This is a genomic window from Streptomyces sp. NPDC033177 (genome assembly GCF_055577715.1).
Genome location: NZ_JBVIPS010000006.1, coordinates 285,280 through 301,813 on the forward strand (window position 1 = coordinate 285,280; position 16,534 = coordinate 301,813).

Consider the following 16,534-nt stretch of genomic DNA (forward strand, 5'->3'; position numbering starts at 1 on the left):
GGGAGCGGGGGGAGAGGGGTTTCCCTGGGGGAGTGCCCCCTTCTGGGGAGGGGGGCCCCCCCCCCCCCCCCTGGGAGCCGGCGCATAGGGTCGGTCGACCACCAGCGAACCCGGGAGCCGTTCCATGCCGTCCGCCAAGCCCCGTCTCCTGCTCGTCACCGACCTCGCCTACGAGGCGCGGGGCCGCCGCTACTGCGACGAGGACATCGCGCTCGCCTCCCGCCTGCGCGAGGACTTCGACACGGCGCTCTGCCATCCGCTGGACGCGGCCGCGCTGATGGACTCCTTCGACGCGGTACTGATCCGCAACAGCGGCCCGGTCCTGCACTACCAGGCGGCCTTCGACGCCTTCCGCACCCGCGCGCTCGCCTCGGGCACCCGCGTCCACAACCAGCTGACCGGCGGTGCGGACATGGCGGGCAAGCAGTACCTCGTCGACCTGACGGCACAAGGCCACCCGGTGATCCCCACCGTCGACCGCCTGACGGACCTCGACAAGCTCCCGGACACCGCCGAGTACGTGATCAAGCCCAAGCTGGGCGCGGACTCGATAGGCCTGAAGATCCTCTCCCGGGCCGAACTGCCGGACCACGTCGGCGACGGGGACACCTTCCTCGTCCAGCCGCGCGTCGACTTCACGTACGAGGTGTCGTTCTACTTCATCGACGACACCTTCCAGTACGCCCTGCACGCACCGCACCCCGACAAGCGCTGGGTCCTCGAGCCCTACGCCCCGACCCCCGCCGACCTGGCCTTCGCCCAGCGCTTCATCGACTGGAACACCCTCACCCACGGCATCCAACGCGTCGACGCCTGCCGCACCCGGTCGGGAGATCTATTCCTGGTCGAACTGGAGGACCTCAACCCGTACCTGTCCCTGGACCTCGTCCCCCGGGAGCGCCGCGACGCCTTCATCACGAACCTGAAGGCGTCGCTGCGCAGGCTGCTCGCGGGCTGAGGGTCAGTCCGCGACCACCAGCGCCGGGGTGTCCCGCTTCAGGACCTCGCCGCGGAAGAACGCCGGACTCTTGCGGCCCATCACCAGCATGATCACCACGCCGAGGAGCAGCAGGCCCACGCCGATCACGAAGACCGAGCCGACACCGAAGACAGAGGAGCCGCTGCCGTAGGCGGGGTTCCACATGTCGATCAGGGTCTTGGTGAAGACGCCGGTCAGCAGGACGCCACCGAGGATCGGGAGCAGGCCCTTGAAGACGAAGTCCCGGACGGAGCCGAAGAGCTCGCGGCGGAAGTACCAGGCGCAGGCGAAGGCCGTCAGCGCGTAGTAGAAGCAGATCATGAGGCCGAGCGCGTAGATCGTGTCGACCAGGACGTGCTCGGAGACCAGCGTCATGACCGTGTAGAAGACGGCGGTGGCGACGCCTGCCGTGACCGTCGCGCGGCCCGGCGTCTTGAAGCGCGGGTGGACGCGTGCGAACGACGACGGGAGCGCCTCGTACGAGGACATGGCGAGGACCGTGCGGGCCACGGGGATGAACGTGGTCTGCAGGCTCGCCGCCGCCGACGCGAGGACCGCGACGAAGAGCAGGATGCCGAGGGTCGGGCCCATCACGGGGCCCGCCAGGACGGCGAAGACGTTGTCGGAGGTGTCGGGGTTGGCCAGGCCGAGGCCCTTGGTCCCCGCGCCCACCACCATCTGCGCGGCGACAGCCGTGGCGAGGTAGGAGCCGACCAGGACGACCATCGCGATGAGCGCGGCGCGGCCGGGGGTCTTGTCGCTGCCGGTCGTCTCCTCGTTGGCGGCCAGGCACGCGTCCCAGCCCCAGTAGATGAAGATCGCGAGCGAGAGGCCCGCGGTGAAGGAGGAGAACGACTTCACGGCGAACGGGTTCAGCCATGACCATGAGAAGTCCTGCGACAGCGGGAAATCCGCGCTGCCCGCCTTCTGGAAGGCCATCACGACGAAGATCGCGAGCACGACGAGCTGGAGCCCCACCAGGGCGTACTGCACGCCCTTGGTGGCCGTCATCCCCCGGTAGCTGATCGCCGTCGCCGCGGCGATGAGGGCGAGGCACGTGAGGATGTGGACGGCCTTGTTGTCGTCCAGGGCGGCCACCGAGTCGCTGCCCGTGATCTCGCCCGCCAGGAGCCAGAAGTACGAGGTCGCCACGCCCGCCAGGTTCGACAGGACGATGATCGTGGCGATGACGAGGCCCCAGCCGCACATCCAGCCGATCCGCGGGCCGAAGGCCTTGACCGTCCAGGTGAAGGACGTGCCGCAGTCCGGCATGGCCTTGTTGAGCTCCCGGTAGGCGAACGCCACCAGGAGCATCGGCAGGAAGCCCGCGAGGAAGACCGCGGGCATGGCGAGGCCGACCTCGCCGGCCGTGGAGCCGAGGGTCGACGTGAGGCAGTAGACGGGGGCGACGGTGGAGATGCCGATGACGGCGCTGCCCATGAGGCCCACGGAGTTCCCGCCGAGGCCTTTGGCGCGTACGCCCCCGTCGGGGGCGCCGCTTACCGTGTCTCCGGCCTGTGGCCGTACGTCCAACTGGGTCATGAACAGGACGTTAAGTCCTGCGGTTTCCACATGCGGAAGGTCGAGATCCGGATCTCTTGGCTTGTAATCGACGGAGGAAACAGGGCACTCGCCATTGATTGGCAGAGCTCTTAGCGAAAATGCTTATTCATTGCCAGGCAAAAGCCAGACTGTCCGGTATGCGGGAACCGCAGCCCTGTCCATTTTGACCCGTTTCCAAATTTTCCCGCGCCACTTCCCGCATTTCACATACCGGACTTCTCGCGGCCCTCAGCCCGGCCACACGATCGACTGCAGCTCGCTGTACGCGTGCAGCGCGTACGAGCCCACGTCCCGGCCCACCCCGCTCTTCTTGAACCCGCCGAACGGCGCCTCCATGTTCCGGCCGATCGTGTTCACGCCCACCCCGCCCGCACGCAGCCGCCGCGCGACCCGGAAGGCGCGGGCCACGTCGCCCGACCAGACGTAGTCGAGGAGGCCGTAGTCGCTGTCGTTGGCCAGCGCGATGCCTTCCTCCTCGTCCTCGAAGGGGACCACCACCACGACCGGGCCGAAGATCTCCTCCCTGACCACGCGCATGTCGTTCGTGCAGTCCGCGAGCAGCGTCGGGGCCACGTAGAAGCCCTTCTCGAACACGGCCGGGCGCTCGCCACCCGCGACGACCCGCGCGCCTTCCTTGCGCCCCAGCTCGACGTACGACTCGATGCGGTCCCGGTGCGCCGCCGAGATCACCGGGCCGACGATCGTCCCCTTCTCCCGCGGGTCCCCGACCTTCATGAAGCCGATGTAGCCCGTCAACTTCTCGATCAGGGCGTCATGGACCGCGCGGTGCACGATCACCCGGGTCGGGGCCGTGCAGATCTGTCCGCTGTAGAAGGAGAACGTCGTCCCGATCCCCGCCACCGCCGAGTCCAGGTCCGCGTCGTCGAAGACGAGCGCCGCGCCCTTGCCGCCCAGCTCCATCAGCTGGCGTTTCATGTCGCGGCCGCACACCTCCGCGATCCGCTGCCCCACCGACGTCGAGCCGGTGAAGCTCACCATGTCGACGTCCCGGGAGTCGACGGCCGCCTCGCCCACCTCGGGCCGCGCGCCGCTCACCACGTTCACCACTCCCGGCGGCGCCCCCGCCTCCTCAAGGGCCGCCGCCATCCGGTACACCGACAGCGGGTCCTGCGGGGCGGGCTTCACGAGGACCGTGTTGCCCATGGCCAGGGCGGGCGCCACTTTGCCCGCCGGGTTGGCCCACGGGTTGTTGTACGAAGTGATGCAGGTGACGACGCCCACCGGCTGGCGGACGGTGAGCGCCCCCACGACGCCCGCCTTCCCCATCGGCCCAGCCTCGTTGATCTGCGGGGGCAGACCCGCCTCGACCGGTTCCATCGCCCCCTTCGCGTACCTCTTGAAACGCGCCACCGACACCGCGACCTGCATGCCCCGCGCCGTACCGGTCGTCGCGCCGCTCTCGGCCTGGGCGAGCTCCGCGTACGGGCCCAGGTCGCGCTGCATGATCGACGCGGCGCGGTCGAGCACCGTGGCCCGTTCCTCCGGGGTCGTACGCGACCAGGTGGCGAAGGCCTCGCGGGCGGCGCCGGCCGCCGCGTGCACCTGCTCGCGGCTCGCCTCGGGAGCGAGCCCGACCACGCCTTCGGTGGCCGGATTGACGACCTCGTAGTACCCACCGGCGGGTTCGACCCACTCCCCACCGATGAACAGCCTTTGCTCCTCGGGGAGTTCGCCGCTCACTTGGTGCTCACCGTCCGGGTGTCGCGCCCCGAACGGAGCACCGTGCCGGGAGTCGCGCCCGTCACCCGGTCCTCGCGGATGGCCTCGACGCCGTTGACCCAGACGGCGTTGATGCCGATGGCCTTGGAGTCCAGGCGCGGGCTGTCACCGGGCAGGTCGTGCACAAGGGTGGCCTTGCCCGCGTCGATGCGCTCGGGGTCGAAGAGGACGAGGTCGGCGTGGAAGCCCTCCTCGATGCGGCCCCTCTCCCGCAGCCCGAAGAGCTGCGCGGGATCGTCGGTGAGCATCTTCACCGCTGCCTCCAGACCGACGAGCTTCCGCCCGCGCAGACAGTCCCCTATGAACCGGGTCGTGTACGGGGCTCCGCACATGCGGTCCAGGTGCGCGCCCGCGTCGGAGCCGCCCAGCATGACGTCCTCGTGCTGCCAGGTCTCCTGCCGCAGGGCCCACGAGGCGGGGTCGTTGTCGGAGGGCATCGGCCACAGGACCGTACGCAGGTCGTCGTTGGCGCAGATCTCGACGAGGCACTGGAAGGCCTCCTGCCCGCGCTCGGCGGCGATGTCGGCGACGACGCGGCCGGTGAGTCCCTCGTTCTCCTTGGAGTACGTGTCCCCGATGACGTATCGGTCGAAGTGCGCGAGCCGCCGGAAGACCCCGGCCTCCTTGCTGTCGGCGCGCCGCAGCATCTCGCCCCTGACGTCCGGGTCGCGGAGCTTGGTGATGCGCTCGGGCACGGGCAGGCCCAGTACGTCTCCCCAGCCGGGGATCAGGTTCAGGGCGCAGAAGGTGCCGAGCGACATGTTCATGGGGGTGAGGATCGGCATGGTCAGCGCGACGATCCGGCCGCCGGACTCACGGGCCCGCTCACTGGCGATCAGCTGCCGTGGGACGCGCTCGGGCACGGCGGCGTCGATGGTGAGGACGTTCCAGTTGAGCGGCCGCCCGGCGGCGGCGCTCATCTCGACGAACAGATCGATCTCGTCGTCGCTGAACTGATCGAGACAGCCCGCGACGATGGCCTCCAGCTGGGTGCCCTCGTGCTCGGCGACGGCCCGGCTGAGCGCGAGCAGTTCGGCGGGCTTCGCGTGCCGGGAGGCGACCGGCTGCCCGTCGCCGTCGGAGTGCGTGGACGACTGGGTGGTGGAGAGCCCCCAGGCGCCGGCGTCCATGGCGTCATGGAAGAGCCGCAGCATCTGGTCGAGCTGCTCGGAAGTCGGCTGCCCGCCCACCGCGTCCGCACCCATGACGTACCGCCGCAGCGCGCAATGCCCCACCATGAACCCGGCGTTGACGGCGACACGCCCCTCCAGGGCGTCCAGATACTCGCCGAACGAACTCCACGACCAGGGCGCCCCCTCTTCGAGGGCCACCAGGGACATGCCCTCGACCTTGGACATCATCCGCCGCGTGTAGTCGGCGTCCTCGGGACGGTCGGGGTGCAAGGGGGCAAGGGTGAAACCGCAGTTGCCGCCCGCGACGGTGGTGACGCCGTGGTTCAGGGAGGGGGTCGCGTAGGGGTCCCAGAAGAGCTGGGCGTCGTAGTGCGTGTGCGGGTCGACGAAACCGGGGGCCAGCACCCGCCCCTGGGCGTCTTCGCTGGACCGGGCCTCTTCGGTCGTGGTCCCCGGCTCGGCTATGACGGCGATGCGCCCGTCCCGGATGCCTACGTCGGCGGTGTACGCGGGGGCGCCGGTTCCGTCGACTACGGTCGCGCCTTTGATGAGGTGATCGAGCATGACGGTGGACAGCCCCCTTGATCGGCGGTTTTCGGTGCGGATTCGGCCCGTCCAGAACGGGTGGGCGGGCGGGATAGAGCCCGTCCGGCGCTTGAGGACACGCCCGAAGGGCGCAGAGGGTGCCCCGGCCTCCGTCCGGGAAGAGGAAGCCGGGGCAGCTAAGGGGGGGTCAGGAAGCCCCCGCCTGACGGAAGCGCGACGTCCGGTGCACAGGATCCGTATCGATCTTCGGAATGACGTGCTCACCGATCAACTTGATCGTGTTCTTCGTGTCCTCGGGCGAGATCCCGATCGGCAGACCGAAGCTGAGCTGATCCGCCCCCGCCTGCTCCCACCGCTTGCACTGCGTGAGCACCTCGTCCGGGTCGCCGCAGATCATCAGCTCCTCGGCGATGAGCAGCTCGATGATCTCCTCGGTGTACTCGGGGAGCAGCTCGGGCCACTCGGGGATGCCCTCCGGCCGCGGGAAGGTGTCGTGGTACCGGAACAGCAGCGACTGCAGATAGTTGAGCCCGCCGCTGACGGCGATCTCCACGGCCTTCTTGTGCGTCTCCGCGCAGATCGCCGTGGAGGTCACCATGACGTTGTCGTTGACGAAGTCACCGACCGGCTCGGCGTTCTTCACGGCCGTCTTGTACGACTCCAGGACCCACTCCATGTCGGAGACCTTCTGCACGCTGAAGCCCAGGACCCCGAGCCCCTTCTTGCCGGCCATCGCGTACGAGGGCGGAGATCCGGCGGCGTACCACATGGCCGGATGCGACTTCCCGTACGGCTTGGGCAGGACCTTGCGGGGCGGCAGCGACCAGTGTTTGCCCTGGAAGCCGACGTACTCGTCCTGGAGCCACATCTTGGGGAACTCGGCGATGGTCTCTTCCCAGAGTTCCTTGGTGTGGTTCATGTCGGTGATGCCCGGCATGAAACCCAATATCTCGTGCGACCCGGCCCCGCGGCCCGACCCGAACTCGAAGCGGCCCTCGGAGAGATGGTCGAGCATGGCGACCTTCTCGGCGACCTTGACCGGGTGGTTCACCGGGGCGAGCGGGTTGAAGATCCCGGAGCCCAGGTGGATGCGGTCGGTCGCGTGGGCGAGGTAGCCGAGGAAGACGTCGTTGGCGGAGAGGTGTGAGTACTCCTCCAGGAAGTGGTGCTCGGAGGCCCAGGCGTACTTGAAGCCGGACTTGTCCGCCTGGATGACGTACTCGGTCTCCTCGATGAGCGCCTTGTGCTCTGCTTCGGGGTCGACCTTGGCCCGCTTGGCGGGCACGTATCCCTGTACAAAGAGGCCGAATTCCAAGGAGGTTCACCATCCTCGTGAGTATCTTCGAGTTACGAGTTTCTGACGAACCGTCAGATCGTGATGCGACGACTGTTCCACCGGCCGCGGGGACCGTCAATACCCGCGGGCGTCGATACTGACGTTCCGTCAGACGATGCTGACCCCCGCCAGCCACCCGCCGTCGATGACGAACGGCTGCCCGGTGATGTACGCCGAGTCGTCCCCGGTCAGGAAGAGCGCGAGCGCGGCCACCTCCTCGGGCCTGCCGATCCGCCCGAGCGGCACGAGCTTCTTGTAGAGCTCGGCGACGGCGTCGCCCGCCTCGACGGGGTCGGCGGTCGGGTCGAGCTGCGCGGGATTGGTCATCGGGGTGTCGACGGCTCCCGGGCAGACGGCGTTGACGCGGATGTTCCGGGCGGCGAGCTCCAGCGCGGCGACCCGGGTGAGCCCGAGGATGGCGTGCTTGGTCGCGGCGTACGCGCCGACGTAGGCCATGCCCGTCATCGCCGTGTACGAGGCGGTGTTCACGATGGTCCCGCCACCGGCGGCGGCGATCTCTGGGGCGACGGTGCGGATGCCGAGGAAGCAGCCGACCTGATTGACCTGGATGATCTGCTGGAACTCTTCGAGCGGGGTGCTGACGAGCTCGTTGAAACGCAGGATCCCCGCGTTGTTGACGAGGCCGTCGATCTTCCCGAAGGCGTCCTTCGCGGCGGACACGGCCGCACCCCAGTCGGCCTCCTGGCTGACGTCGAGGTGCACGTACTTGGCTGTCTCACCGCCGAGCTCCTTGGCGAGAGCCTCGCCCTGGTCGTCGAGCACGTCCCCGATGACGACCCGCGCCCCCTCGGCGGCGAAAAGCCGTGCCTCCTGCTCGCCCTGCCCGCGCGCGCCGCCGGTGACGATGACGACGCGGCCGTCCAGCTTGCCCATACGAGTCTCCTTGAGTGAGGTCAGGGGGTGCTCAGTTGAGGTGCGGGGCGACTTCGGCGGCGAAGGCGGCCATCTGGTCGGTGAGTTCGGTGCGACTGCGACTGCGGAACCGCACCTGGACCTGCTGCACACCCATGGCCCCGTACGCCCGCAGCGACTCGGCGAGCGCATCCGGCTTCCCGCTCAGGGTTCGCCGCCCCACGGACCAGGTGGGCTCCCCCACGTACAGCGGCTCGGCGATCGCCCCCACGACGACCGGCTCCGCGACCCCCGCCTCCTCCCTCAGCCGCTTGAGCCTGGCGATCTGCGCGGGCAGCTTGTCGCGCGGGTCGCCCTGCGGCAGCCACCCGTCACCGCGTACGGCGGCCCTGCGGACGGCGGCGGGCGAGGAGCCCCCCACCCAGACGGGCACGCGTTCCTGCGCCGGGCGCGGCAGCTGACCGAGCCCGCTGAAGTCGTACCGCTCGCCGTGGTGTTCGGGGTACTCCTCGGGCCCGAGGGCGCCCTTCAGCGCGTCAATGCTCTCGTCGAGCACGGGCCCACGCCGCTCGAAGTCGGCACCGACGGCGTCGAACTCCTCTTCCACGTGACCGGCCCCCACGCCCAGGATCAGCCGCCCACCACTGAGCCGGTCGAGGGTGGCGTACTGCTTGGCGCTGACGAGCGGATGCCGGAGGCCGACGACGGCGACGTGGCTCATCAGCCGTACGTTCTCGGTGATCCCGGCGAGGAAGGAGAGCGTGGCCACCGGGTCGTACCAGACGGTGCTCATGGTGTCGGCGAGCCGCCGCGGAATGGCCACGTGATCACAGCAGGCGACGTACACGAAGCCTCCGCGGTCGGCGGCGCGGGCGATCTCGGCGAGGTCGTCAACGGTGGCATCCGCCTCCCACGCCTCGGCGTAGATGACGCTCTGCGACTGGACCGGAAGCTGCATCCCGTAGACCAGCCGCCCCTGCGGAAAGATGTGCGCCAGCGCGTTGGCAGCCATGAAAACCCGACCCCTTTTGCTCGATCTGACGGTACGTCACATGAAGCGACGGCACTCATCGTCGTAGCTGATGGGACGTCAGGCAAGGGGTTGGGGGCGGCGTTCGCGGGACGATGCCGCCGGAAGCCATCCGCCGGGCAAGGGGCCCTGGTCGCCGCCCGCCGGGCAAGCCGCCGCAGGCCGCTGCCCCTCCGGGCAGCGGCCTGCGGGGTGGCTCCGTGACTACGCTCCAGGCCCCGCCCACAGCCCGTCTGCCGTCAGACCGAGCAGGTCGATCGCGTTGCCCCGCACGATGCGGTCCACGATGTCCGGGGCGAGGTGACCCATCTGGGACTCCCCCACCTCCCGCGACTTCGGCCAGGTCGAGTCGGAGTGCGGGTAGTCCGTCTCGTAGAGGACATTCCCCACGCCGATCGCGTCGAGGTTCTTCAGCCCGAAGGCGTCGTCGAAGAAGCACCCGTACACGTGCTCGGTGAAGAGCTCGGACGGCGGCCGGTGCACCTTGTCGGCGACCCCGCCCCACCCCCGGTTCTCCTCCCACACCACATCGGCGCGCTCGAGGATGTAGGGAATCCACCCGATCTGCCCCTCCGCGTACATGACCCGGAGATTCGGGAAGCGCTCGAACTTGCCGCTCATCAGCCAGTCGACCATCGAGAAACAGCAGTTGGCGAAGGTGATGGTGGACCCGACGGCGGGCGGCGCGTCCGCGGACGTGCTCGGCATCTTGCTGCTGGACCCGATGTGCATGGCAATGACCGTGCCGGTCTCGTCACACGCGCGCAGGAAGGGGTCCCACTCGTCCGTGTGGATGGAGGGGAGGCCCAGATGGGGCGGTATCTCGGAGAAGGCGACGGCACGCACCCCGCGAGCGGCGTTGCGCCGGACCTCCGCGGCGGCGAGCTCCGCGTCCCAGAGCGGAATGAGGGTGAGGGGGATCAGCCGGCCCCGCGCCTCGGGCCCGCACCACTCCTCCACCATCCAGTCGTTGTACGCGCGGACACCGAGCAGACCCAGCTCGCGGTCCTTCGCCTCGGTGAACGTCTGCCCGCAGAAGCGGGGGAAGGTGGGGAAACAGAGGGCGGACTGGACGTGGTTGACGTCCATGTCGGCGAGACGGTCGGGCACGCTGAAGGACCCCGGCCGCATCTGCTCGTACGTGATGACCTCCAGCTTGATCTCGTCCCTGTCGTACCCGACGGCGGTGTCGAGACGGGTGAGGGGCCGGTGCAGGTCTTCATAGACCCACCAGTCACCTATCGGCCCGTCGTCCCCTTTCGCCCCCATCACCGGGGCGAACTTCCCGCCCATAAAGGTCATTTCCTTCAGCGGCGCCCGGACGACACGCGGCCCGCTGTCGCGGTATCGGGCCGGGAGCCGGTCCCGCCAGACATGGGCGGGCTCCACGGTGTGGTCGTCCACCGAGATGATCCTCGGGAACGTCGGCAAGGTCTCAGTGGTCTCCATGTGCTCCACGGTAGCGCTGATCTGACGACCCGTCAGCTACCTGTCAGGCACGAGTACGCGGGCTGTCGCCCGGCCCCTGTGTGCGTGGACCCTGTGAGAGCCGTCTCGCACGGCTGACGTATCCGCCATGAACAAGGCAAACTGGCGGGCAGCAAGAATCAGGTAAAGAACGGAACCTGGACAAGCACAGAAGGCACGCAAGGCGCAGAGGCACAGAAAGCGCAGAAAGCACGCACATCGCGGGCAGGGCAGACCCGCGGCGCACGACCAGGCACGGTGACGGCCGGGCACGTCAGGGCAGCAGGGGGAGCGATGGACGGTGTACCGCGAGTACCGGACCAGAGGCGTCCGGCCCCGGGGAACGCCCCCGAGGAACTGAGACCGCACTTCAGCGTGCTCGGCCCCGTACGCGCATGGCACGGCGCCGAGCAGCTGTCCATGGGCTCACCGCAACAGCGCGCGCTCCTCGCGGCGCTCCTGCTGCGCGACGGGCGCACGGCGACCGCACACGAACTGATCGACGCGCTCTGGGGCGACGACCCGCCCTCGCAGGCCCTGGCCGCGGTCCGGACGTACGCGTCCCGGCTCCGCAAGGTGCTGCCCGCGGGAGTCCTGGTCAGCGAATCGGGCGGGTACGCCATCGCGGTGGCCGAAGGCGCACTCGACCTGGCCCTCGCGGAAGACCTGTCGACGGAGGCGGAGAAGGCACGCGGAGTGGCCGACCTGTGCCAGGCCCGCTCCCTGCTGAACAAGGCCCTGAGCCTCTGGGACGGCGAACCCCTCGCCAACGTCCCCGGCCCGTACGCGGAAACGGAACGCACACGCCTGGAGGAATGGCGCCTCCAACTCCTCGAATCCCGCCTGGACATGGACCTGGAGGTCGGCTGCCACGCGGAGGCCGTCTCCGAACTCACGGCCCTCACCGCGGCACACCCCCTGCGCGAACGCCTGCGCGAACTCCTGATGCTGGCGCTGTACCGCAGCGGGCGCCAGGCGGAGGCCCTCGCGGTGTACGCGGACACGCGCCGCCTGCTCGACGACGAACTGGGCGTGGACCCCCGCCCCGGCCTGAAGGAACTCCAGCAGCGCATCCTCCAGGCGGACCCGGCACTGACGGAACCCTCGGCAGCAGCCCCGGAACCGGCGGCGGCAGTCGTACGCCCCGCACAACTCCCCGCCACTGTCCCCGACTTCACCGGCCGCGCATCCTTCGTCACCGAACTGAGCGAGATCCTCTCGGCGGCCGAGGGCCGGGTGATGGCGGTCTCGGCGCTCGCGGGCATCGGAGGCGTGGGCAAGACGACCCTCGCCGTCCACGTGGCCCACGTGACACGGACGCACTTCCCCGACGGACAGCTGTACGTGGACCTGCAAGGCGCCGGCGCCAGAGCCGCGGAGCCCGAAACAGTCCTCGGCGCGTTCCTCCGCGCCCTCGGCACCCCGGACACCGCCATCCCGGACTCCCTGGAGGAGAGGGCGGCGCTGTACCGCTCGGTCCTCGACGGCCGCCGGGTCCTGGTGGTCCTGGACAACGCCCGCGACGCCGCCCAGGTACGCCCCCTGCTCCCGGGCATGGAAGGCTGCGCGGCCCTGGTGACGAGCCGCATCCGCATGGTGGACCTGGCCGGCGCGCACCTGGTGGACCTGGACGTGATGTCCCCCGAGGAGGCCCTCCTCCTCTTCACCCGGATCGTCGGCGAGGAGCGGGTCACCTCGGAGCGCAAGGCCGCGCTCGACGTGGTGGCGGCGTGCGGCTTCCTCCCACTCGCCATCCGCATCGCCGCCTCCCGCCTCGCCGCCCGCCGCACCTGGACGGTCTCCACCCTCGCCGCGAAGCTGGCGGACGAACGCCGCCGCCTGGACGAACTCCAGGCGGGCGACCTCGCCGTCAAGGCCACGTTCGAACTGGGCTACGGCCAACTGGAACCCGCCCAGGCACGAGCCTTCCGCCTCCTCGGCCTGGCGGACGGCCCGGACCTCTCCCTCGCAGCGGCAGCAGCGGTACTCGACCTGCCGGTCGAGGAAACAGAGGACCTCCTGGAATCCCTGGTCGACACATCCTTGGTGGAATCCGCAGCCCCCGGCCGCTACCGCTACCACGACCTGGTCCGGCTCTACGCGCGTGCGTGCGCGGAACGCGACGAGCTGCCGCCGAGTGAGCGGGGGGCGGCGATGTCGCGGTTGCTGGACTTCTACCTGGCGACGGCGGCGGGGGTTTACGCGTTGGAGCGGCCGGGGGACCGGACGGTCGACCACCTGGAGGTCACCGAACGCGTCGGCCTGGACTTCACCGACGGCACCAAGGCCTTCGACTGGCTCCACGCGGAGGCCTCCTGCATCCTGGCGTGCGTCCAGCATTCGCTGAGCAAGGAGGGCCTGCGACGCGCGGTGGACCTGCTGCTCGCGGCGAAGGACCTCGCCGAATCCGGAGCCATCTCGTACCGGTACGAGATGGCGACGCGAGCCGCATGCGAGGTCGCCACCTCGGTCGGCGACGCACGCGCCGAAGGACGCGCGAGGGTGAGCCTTGCCCAAGTCCTCAACAAGGTCGGCCGATTCGACGACGCCGCCGTCGAACTGGAGCGCGCCGCCGCGCTCGCCTCGGGCTCCGGTGACCCCTGGACCACCGGGAACGCCCTCAACGAGCAGGGAATCATCAACAACTGCATCAACCAGCCCGCGGTGAGCGAGATCCATCTGCGCAAGGCCATCGACGTCTTCCGGGCCGACGGCAACCGCCACAGCGAGGCGAGCGCCCTGTGCAACCTGTCCCGGGCCCTCCTCGCGATGGGTCGCACCACCAAGTCGATCGACCTCGCCCAGCAAGGGATCGCCATATACAGCGATCTCGGGGTCACCTTCCGGCTGGCCAACGCGAAGTACGCCCTCGGACTCGCCCTCAGCGGCGCCGACCGACGCCCGGAAGCCCTCGATCAGCTGAACGACGCGTTGCAGATCTTCGCCGAGAACCGTCAGCGCCTGTGGGAGGGGACCACGCACTACCGCATTGCCCAGGTCTATCTCGCTGACTGCCATGCGACGCAGGCGGCCCAGCACTCCGAACAGGCGCTCGCCATCGGGTGCGTCGGTGGCGAGTGGATGCGGGCCAACGTCCTGACCCTGCTGGGAAGGTCTCTCGTGGACCTGGGGCAGGTCGACCGCGCGCAGGCCTGCTGGCGCGAAGCGCTGGCCATCCACGAGGAAGCGGGCGCCCCGGAAGCCGCTCAGGTGAGACAGCTCCTCGCTCCGGCCACCGCCGCCTGACGACGCCCGAAGCGGCGTTCATCGAACGTTTATGAGTGGCTGCCACTCTCATGGGGTCGATCCGTCGCGTCGGGGGGCAGACGGGTCGCACGGGCCCTACGGATAAGGTAAGCGGCCCAATACGCCCGTTCGGCGATCCTCGGGGGAGTTGCCGAACGGGCGTATCCGATCCCGAAGCCCCGCCCAAAGCTTAGGAGTTGTCCCATATGAGCGCAGTCGACAAGAACACCGGCATCACCACCATGGGCGAGGGCCACACACCTGCCCCGCCGAAGGACGGCACGGCCACCACGCAGGGCGAAGGCCACACGCCCGCCCCGCCGAAGGACGGCACGGCCACCACGCAGGGCGAAGGCCACACGCCCGCCCCGCCCAAGGACTGACCCAAGCCGCACATCCCGACGGGGGAACGATCGGCCGCGACGGCGCGGAGGGGGAGCCGTCGCGGCCGACGCATGTCCGGATCCGGCCGCGGACCGTCGCCGCCGACGCATGCCCGGGGGCCGGACGCGGACCATCGCCGCCGAAACATGCCCGGGAGCCGGACGCGAACCGTCGCCGCCGACGCATGCCCGGGGGCCGGACCCGGACCGTCGCCGCCGACGCATGCCCGGGGGCCGGACCCGGACCGTCGCCACCGACGCATGCCCGGGGGCCGGACGCGGACCGTCGCCACCGACGCATGCCCGGGGGCCGGACGCGGGCCGTCGCGACGCATGTCCGGAGCCGGACGCGGGCCGTCGCCGCCGAAGCGTCAGCTCGGCCTGCCCCATCGTGCTGCCCGCGCCCCGCCAACGCCGACGCCAGCGCCGGCGCCTACGCCTACGCGGCAGTCAACTCACACCACACGTACTTCCCTCCACCCCCACCAGCACCACCACCACCCACCCCGGCAAGGGCATACCACCCCCACCCGTCGGAGCAGGTCCGCACGAGAGCCAGCCCCCTCCCCTCCTCCGCATACGCGGAGACGACGTCCGGCGGCGGCTCCGGTGGTGTCGGGTCGCCGTCCCACACCCCGATCCGCAACACCCGCCCCGCCCACCGCAGCCGCAGCGCGGCCGGCCCCTTCGTATGTCGCAGCGCATTGCTGACCAGCTCCGTCGCCACCAGCTCGGCCACCTCCGCGAGGTGCGGCAGACCGTGCGCGGCGAGGATGAGCCGCAGGGTCCGGCGACCGATGGTGACGGCGCGAAGGTCGTGGGGGACGTAGAGCGTGTACTCCCAGGGTTCCTCCGCAGGGGCGCAGCTCTCGGCGCAACTCGTGGCACGTCTGGTTTCGGGCATGGGGGTACTCCTGTTGCGGTGAGGGTGGGGCGAGAGACCGGGCAACACTGCGGCGGGGGCCCGGTGGCCATGCCGCAACCGCCAAGGCGTGACGGGGCGGTGCGCTTCCGGGGCTTGGAGTTCCGCAGGGTGAGTGTTGCGTCACTGACAGTAGGGGTTCAGTTGAACCCCGTCAATCGCAACTGGGATACTCGGCTCCTACAACTCCCCAAAGGAGCACCGCACATGCCGGCGAGAAGCGTCATCACCGCGCGCCAGGAACGGCTCGGCACCGAGCTGCGCAAGCTTCGCGAACGGGCGGGCCTGACCGGCAGGGAGGCAGCTCGGGCCGCCGGAATCGCAGAGACCAAGGTCTCCGCGACAGAAGCCGCCCGGGTCGGCGTGAGCGAGGAGCGCGTACGCCACCTGGCCAGCCAATACGCGTGCGACGACGCAGCACTGATCGACGCCCTGTCCGTCATGGCATCCGAGCGGACACGAGGCTGGTGGGAGAAGTACAGGGAGCTGGTGCCGTCGGGCTACCTGGACCTGGCCGAACTCGAGCATCACGCAGCCCACTTGTGGACCTTCCAGAGCGTCCACATCCCCGCCCTCCTGCAGACGGAGGACCAGGTCCGGGCGATCTTCACCTCCACGGTCCCGAGACTCCCAGAGGAGGAACTCGAAGTCCGCGTACGGTTCCGCCTCCGCCGTCAGGGAATCCTCGACGCCGACCGGCCCCTCCGCTACGAGGCAGTGATCCACGAAGCGGCACTGAGAATCCGGGCTGCCGACGGAAAGGTCGCCCGAGACCAGTTGCAGCACATCCTGGAGCGGTCGGATCACCCCCAAGTGACGATCCGAGTCGTCCCGTTCGACGTGGACGGCTTTGCCGGAATCGCGGACACGCTGCTCTACGCCCGTGGGCCCGTACCGCAACTGGACACCGTACTGATGGACACCCCGCACGGGGGCGCCTTCCTGGACGCGGAAGCGCAGCTCAGCCGCTACCGAGAGGTCCTGCGCAAGCTGGAGGGGGCAGCGTTGGGCGCCATAGGGTCGAGGGACCTCATCCACCGCATCATGCAGAGCATGTGAAGGACCTCGACATGACACAGCAGACCGTATGGCAGAAGTCCTCGTACTCCGGCGGCGGCGACTCATCCGACTGCGTCGAACTCTGCGCCCAGCCACAACAGGGAACCGTCAAACTCCGCGAAAGCGACGCCCCGTACACCGAACTCTCAACAACCCCACAGGGCCTCGCCCACCTCATACGCCACGTAAAGAGCAACGCACCGAACCCCCCGCGCGCGTAACGGCGAGGCTTGGCGAGCGCCCCGCTGCGCCACCAT

General features: G+C 69.6%; 13 protein-coding genes. 5 read left to right on the plus strand and 8 right to left on the minus strand.

Annotated features, from left to right (window positions below; genetic code table 11):
- Positions 1-124 precede the first annotated feature (124 nt).
- Entirely contained in the window at positions 125-958 is an 834-nt protein-coding gene (locus ACZ5U5_RS22235) for an ATP-grasp domain-containing protein (RefSeq protein WP_469024290.1), read from the plus strand.
- Positions 959-961: 3 nt separating this feature from the next.
- Here the strand turns inward: ACZ5U5_RS22235 and ACZ5U5_RS22240 are convergent, their stop codons facing one another.
- The 7 genes from ACZ5U5_RS22240 to ACZ5U5_RS22270 form a co-directional block, all read right to left on the minus strand.
- Entirely contained in the window at positions 962-2,521 is a 1,560-nt protein-coding gene (locus ACZ5U5_RS22240) for an APC family permease (RefSeq protein ID WP_469024292.1), read from the minus strand.
- A gap of 249 nt (positions 2,522-2,770) precedes the next feature.
- Positions 2,771-4,243: an aldehyde dehydrogenase family protein gene (locus ACZ5U5_RS22245; protein WP_469024295.1), complete on the minus strand. Its 1,473-nt coding sequence runs from the start codon at positions 4,241-4,243 to the stop codon at positions 2,771-2,773.
- Entirely contained in the window at positions 4,240-5,979 is a 1,740-nt protein-coding gene (locus ACZ5U5_RS22250) for an N-acyl-D-amino-acid deacylase family protein (RefSeq protein ID WP_469024297.1), read from the minus strand. The genes ACZ5U5_RS22245 and ACZ5U5_RS22250 overlap by 4 nt, the downstream gene beginning before the upstream one ends.
- Positions 5,980-6,148: 169 nt before the next feature.
- Positions 6,149-7,276 (minus strand): LLM class flavin-dependent oxidoreductase, encoded by a 1,128-nt coding sequence (locus ACZ5U5_RS22255; RefSeq protein WP_469024299.1) that lies wholly within the window; start codon positions 7,274-7,276, stop codon positions 6,149-6,151.
- A gap of 129 nt (positions 7,277-7,405) precedes the next feature.
- Positions 7,406-8,191: an SDR family NAD(P)-dependent oxidoreductase gene (locus tag ACZ5U5_RS22260; protein WP_469024302.1), complete on the minus strand. Its 786-nt coding sequence runs from the start codon at positions 8,189-8,191 to the stop codon at positions 7,406-7,408.
- Between the two features lie 31 nt (positions 8,192-8,222).
- Complete coding sequence (locus ACZ5U5_RS22265) at positions 8,223-9,182, minus strand: LLM class F420-dependent oxidoreductase (RefSeq protein ID WP_469024305.1); 960 nt, start codon at positions 9,180-9,182, stop codon at positions 8,223-8,225.
- Between the two features lie 222 nt (positions 9,183-9,404).
- Positions 9,405-10,631, minus strand: a complete 1,227-nt coding sequence (locus ACZ5U5_RS22270; RefSeq protein WP_469024997.1) for an amidohydrolase family protein — start codon at positions 10,629-10,631, stop codon at positions 9,405-9,407.
- 330 nt (positions 10,632-10,961) lie between these two features.
- Here ACZ5U5_RS22270 and afsR point away from each other — a divergent pair, with 330 nt between their 5' ends.
- Both afsR and ACZ5U5_RS22280 read left to right on the plus strand, forming a co-directional pair.
- Positions 10,962-13,913, plus strand: coding sequence for an SARP-family global regulator AfsR (gene afsR, locus ACZ5U5_RS22275; protein WP_469024307.1), 2,952 nt, complete (start codon positions 10,962-10,964; stop codon positions 13,911-13,913).
- Positions 13,914-14,119: 206 nt separating this feature from the next.
- Entirely contained in the window at positions 14,120-14,296 is a 177-nt protein-coding gene (locus tag ACZ5U5_RS22280; RefSeq protein ID WP_469024310.1) for a sigma-like protein, read from the plus strand.
- A gap of 439 nt (positions 14,297-14,735) precedes the next feature.
- Here the strand turns inward: ACZ5U5_RS22280 and ACZ5U5_RS22285 are convergent, their stop codons facing one another.
- Entirely contained in the window at positions 14,736-15,200 is a 465-nt protein-coding gene (locus ACZ5U5_RS22285) for an ATP-binding protein (RefSeq protein ID WP_469024313.1), read from the minus strand.
- A gap of 225 nt (positions 15,201-15,425) precedes the next feature.
- On the opposite strand from ACZ5U5_RS22285, the gene ACZ5U5_RS22290 reads away from it, so the two are divergent.
- A complete protein-coding gene (locus ACZ5U5_RS22290; RefSeq protein WP_469024315.1) occupies positions 15,426-16,277 on the plus strand; it encodes a helix-turn-helix domain-containing protein in 852 nt (283 codons plus the stop codon).
- Positions 16,278-16,288: 11 nt separating this feature from the next.
- The gene (locus tag ACZ5U5_RS22295) at positions 16,289-16,498 is read left to right on the plus strand and encodes a DUF397 domain-containing protein (RefSeq protein WP_469024317.1); all 210 of its coding nucleotides are present in this window, start codon (positions 16,289-16,291) and stop codon (positions 16,496-16,498) included.
- The last annotated feature ends 36 nt before the right edge of the window (positions 16,499-16,534 follow it).

Excerpts from the sequence above, each read along its gene's own strand:
- ACZ5U5_RS22265 (WP_469024305.1), bottom strand. The coding sequence starts at position 9,182 with ATGGCTGCCAACGCGCTGGCGCACATCTTTCCGCAGGGGCGGCTGGTC.
- afsR (WP_469024307.1), top strand. The coding sequence starts at position 10,962 with ATGGACGGTGTACCGCGAGTACCGGACCAGAGGCGTCCGGCCCCGGGG.
- ACZ5U5_RS22260 (WP_469024302.1), bottom strand. The coding sequence starts at position 8,191 with ATGGGCAAGCTGGACGGCCGCGTCGTCATCGTCACCGGCGGCGCGCGC.
- ACZ5U5_RS22240 (WP_469024292.1), bottom strand. The coding sequence starts at position 2,521 with ATGACCCAGTTGGACGTACGGCCACAGGCCGGAGACACGGTAAGCGGC.
- ACZ5U5_RS22290 (WP_469024315.1), top strand. The coding sequence starts at position 15,426 with ATGCCGGCGAGAAGCGTCATCACCGCGCGCCAGGAACGGCTCGGCACC.
- ACZ5U5_RS22280 (WP_469024310.1), top strand. The coding sequence starts at position 14,120 with ATGAGCGCAGTCGACAAGAACACCGGCATCACCACCATGGGCGAGGGC.
- ACZ5U5_RS22250 (WP_469024297.1), bottom strand. The coding sequence starts at position 5,979 with ATGCTCGATCACCTCATCAAAGGCGCGACCGTAGTCGACGGAACCGGC.
- ACZ5U5_RS22295 (WP_469024317.1), top strand. The coding sequence starts at position 16,289 with ATGACACAGCAGACCGTATGGCAGAAGTCCTCGTACTCCGGCGGCGGC.
- ACZ5U5_RS22235 (WP_469024290.1), top strand. The coding sequence starts at position 125 with ATGCCGTCCGCCAAGCCCCGTCTCCTGCTCGTCACCGACCTCGCCTAC.
- ACZ5U5_RS22285 (WP_469024313.1), bottom strand. The coding sequence starts at position 15,200 with ATGCCCGAAACCAGACGTGCCACGAGTTGCGCCGAGAGCTGCGCCCCT.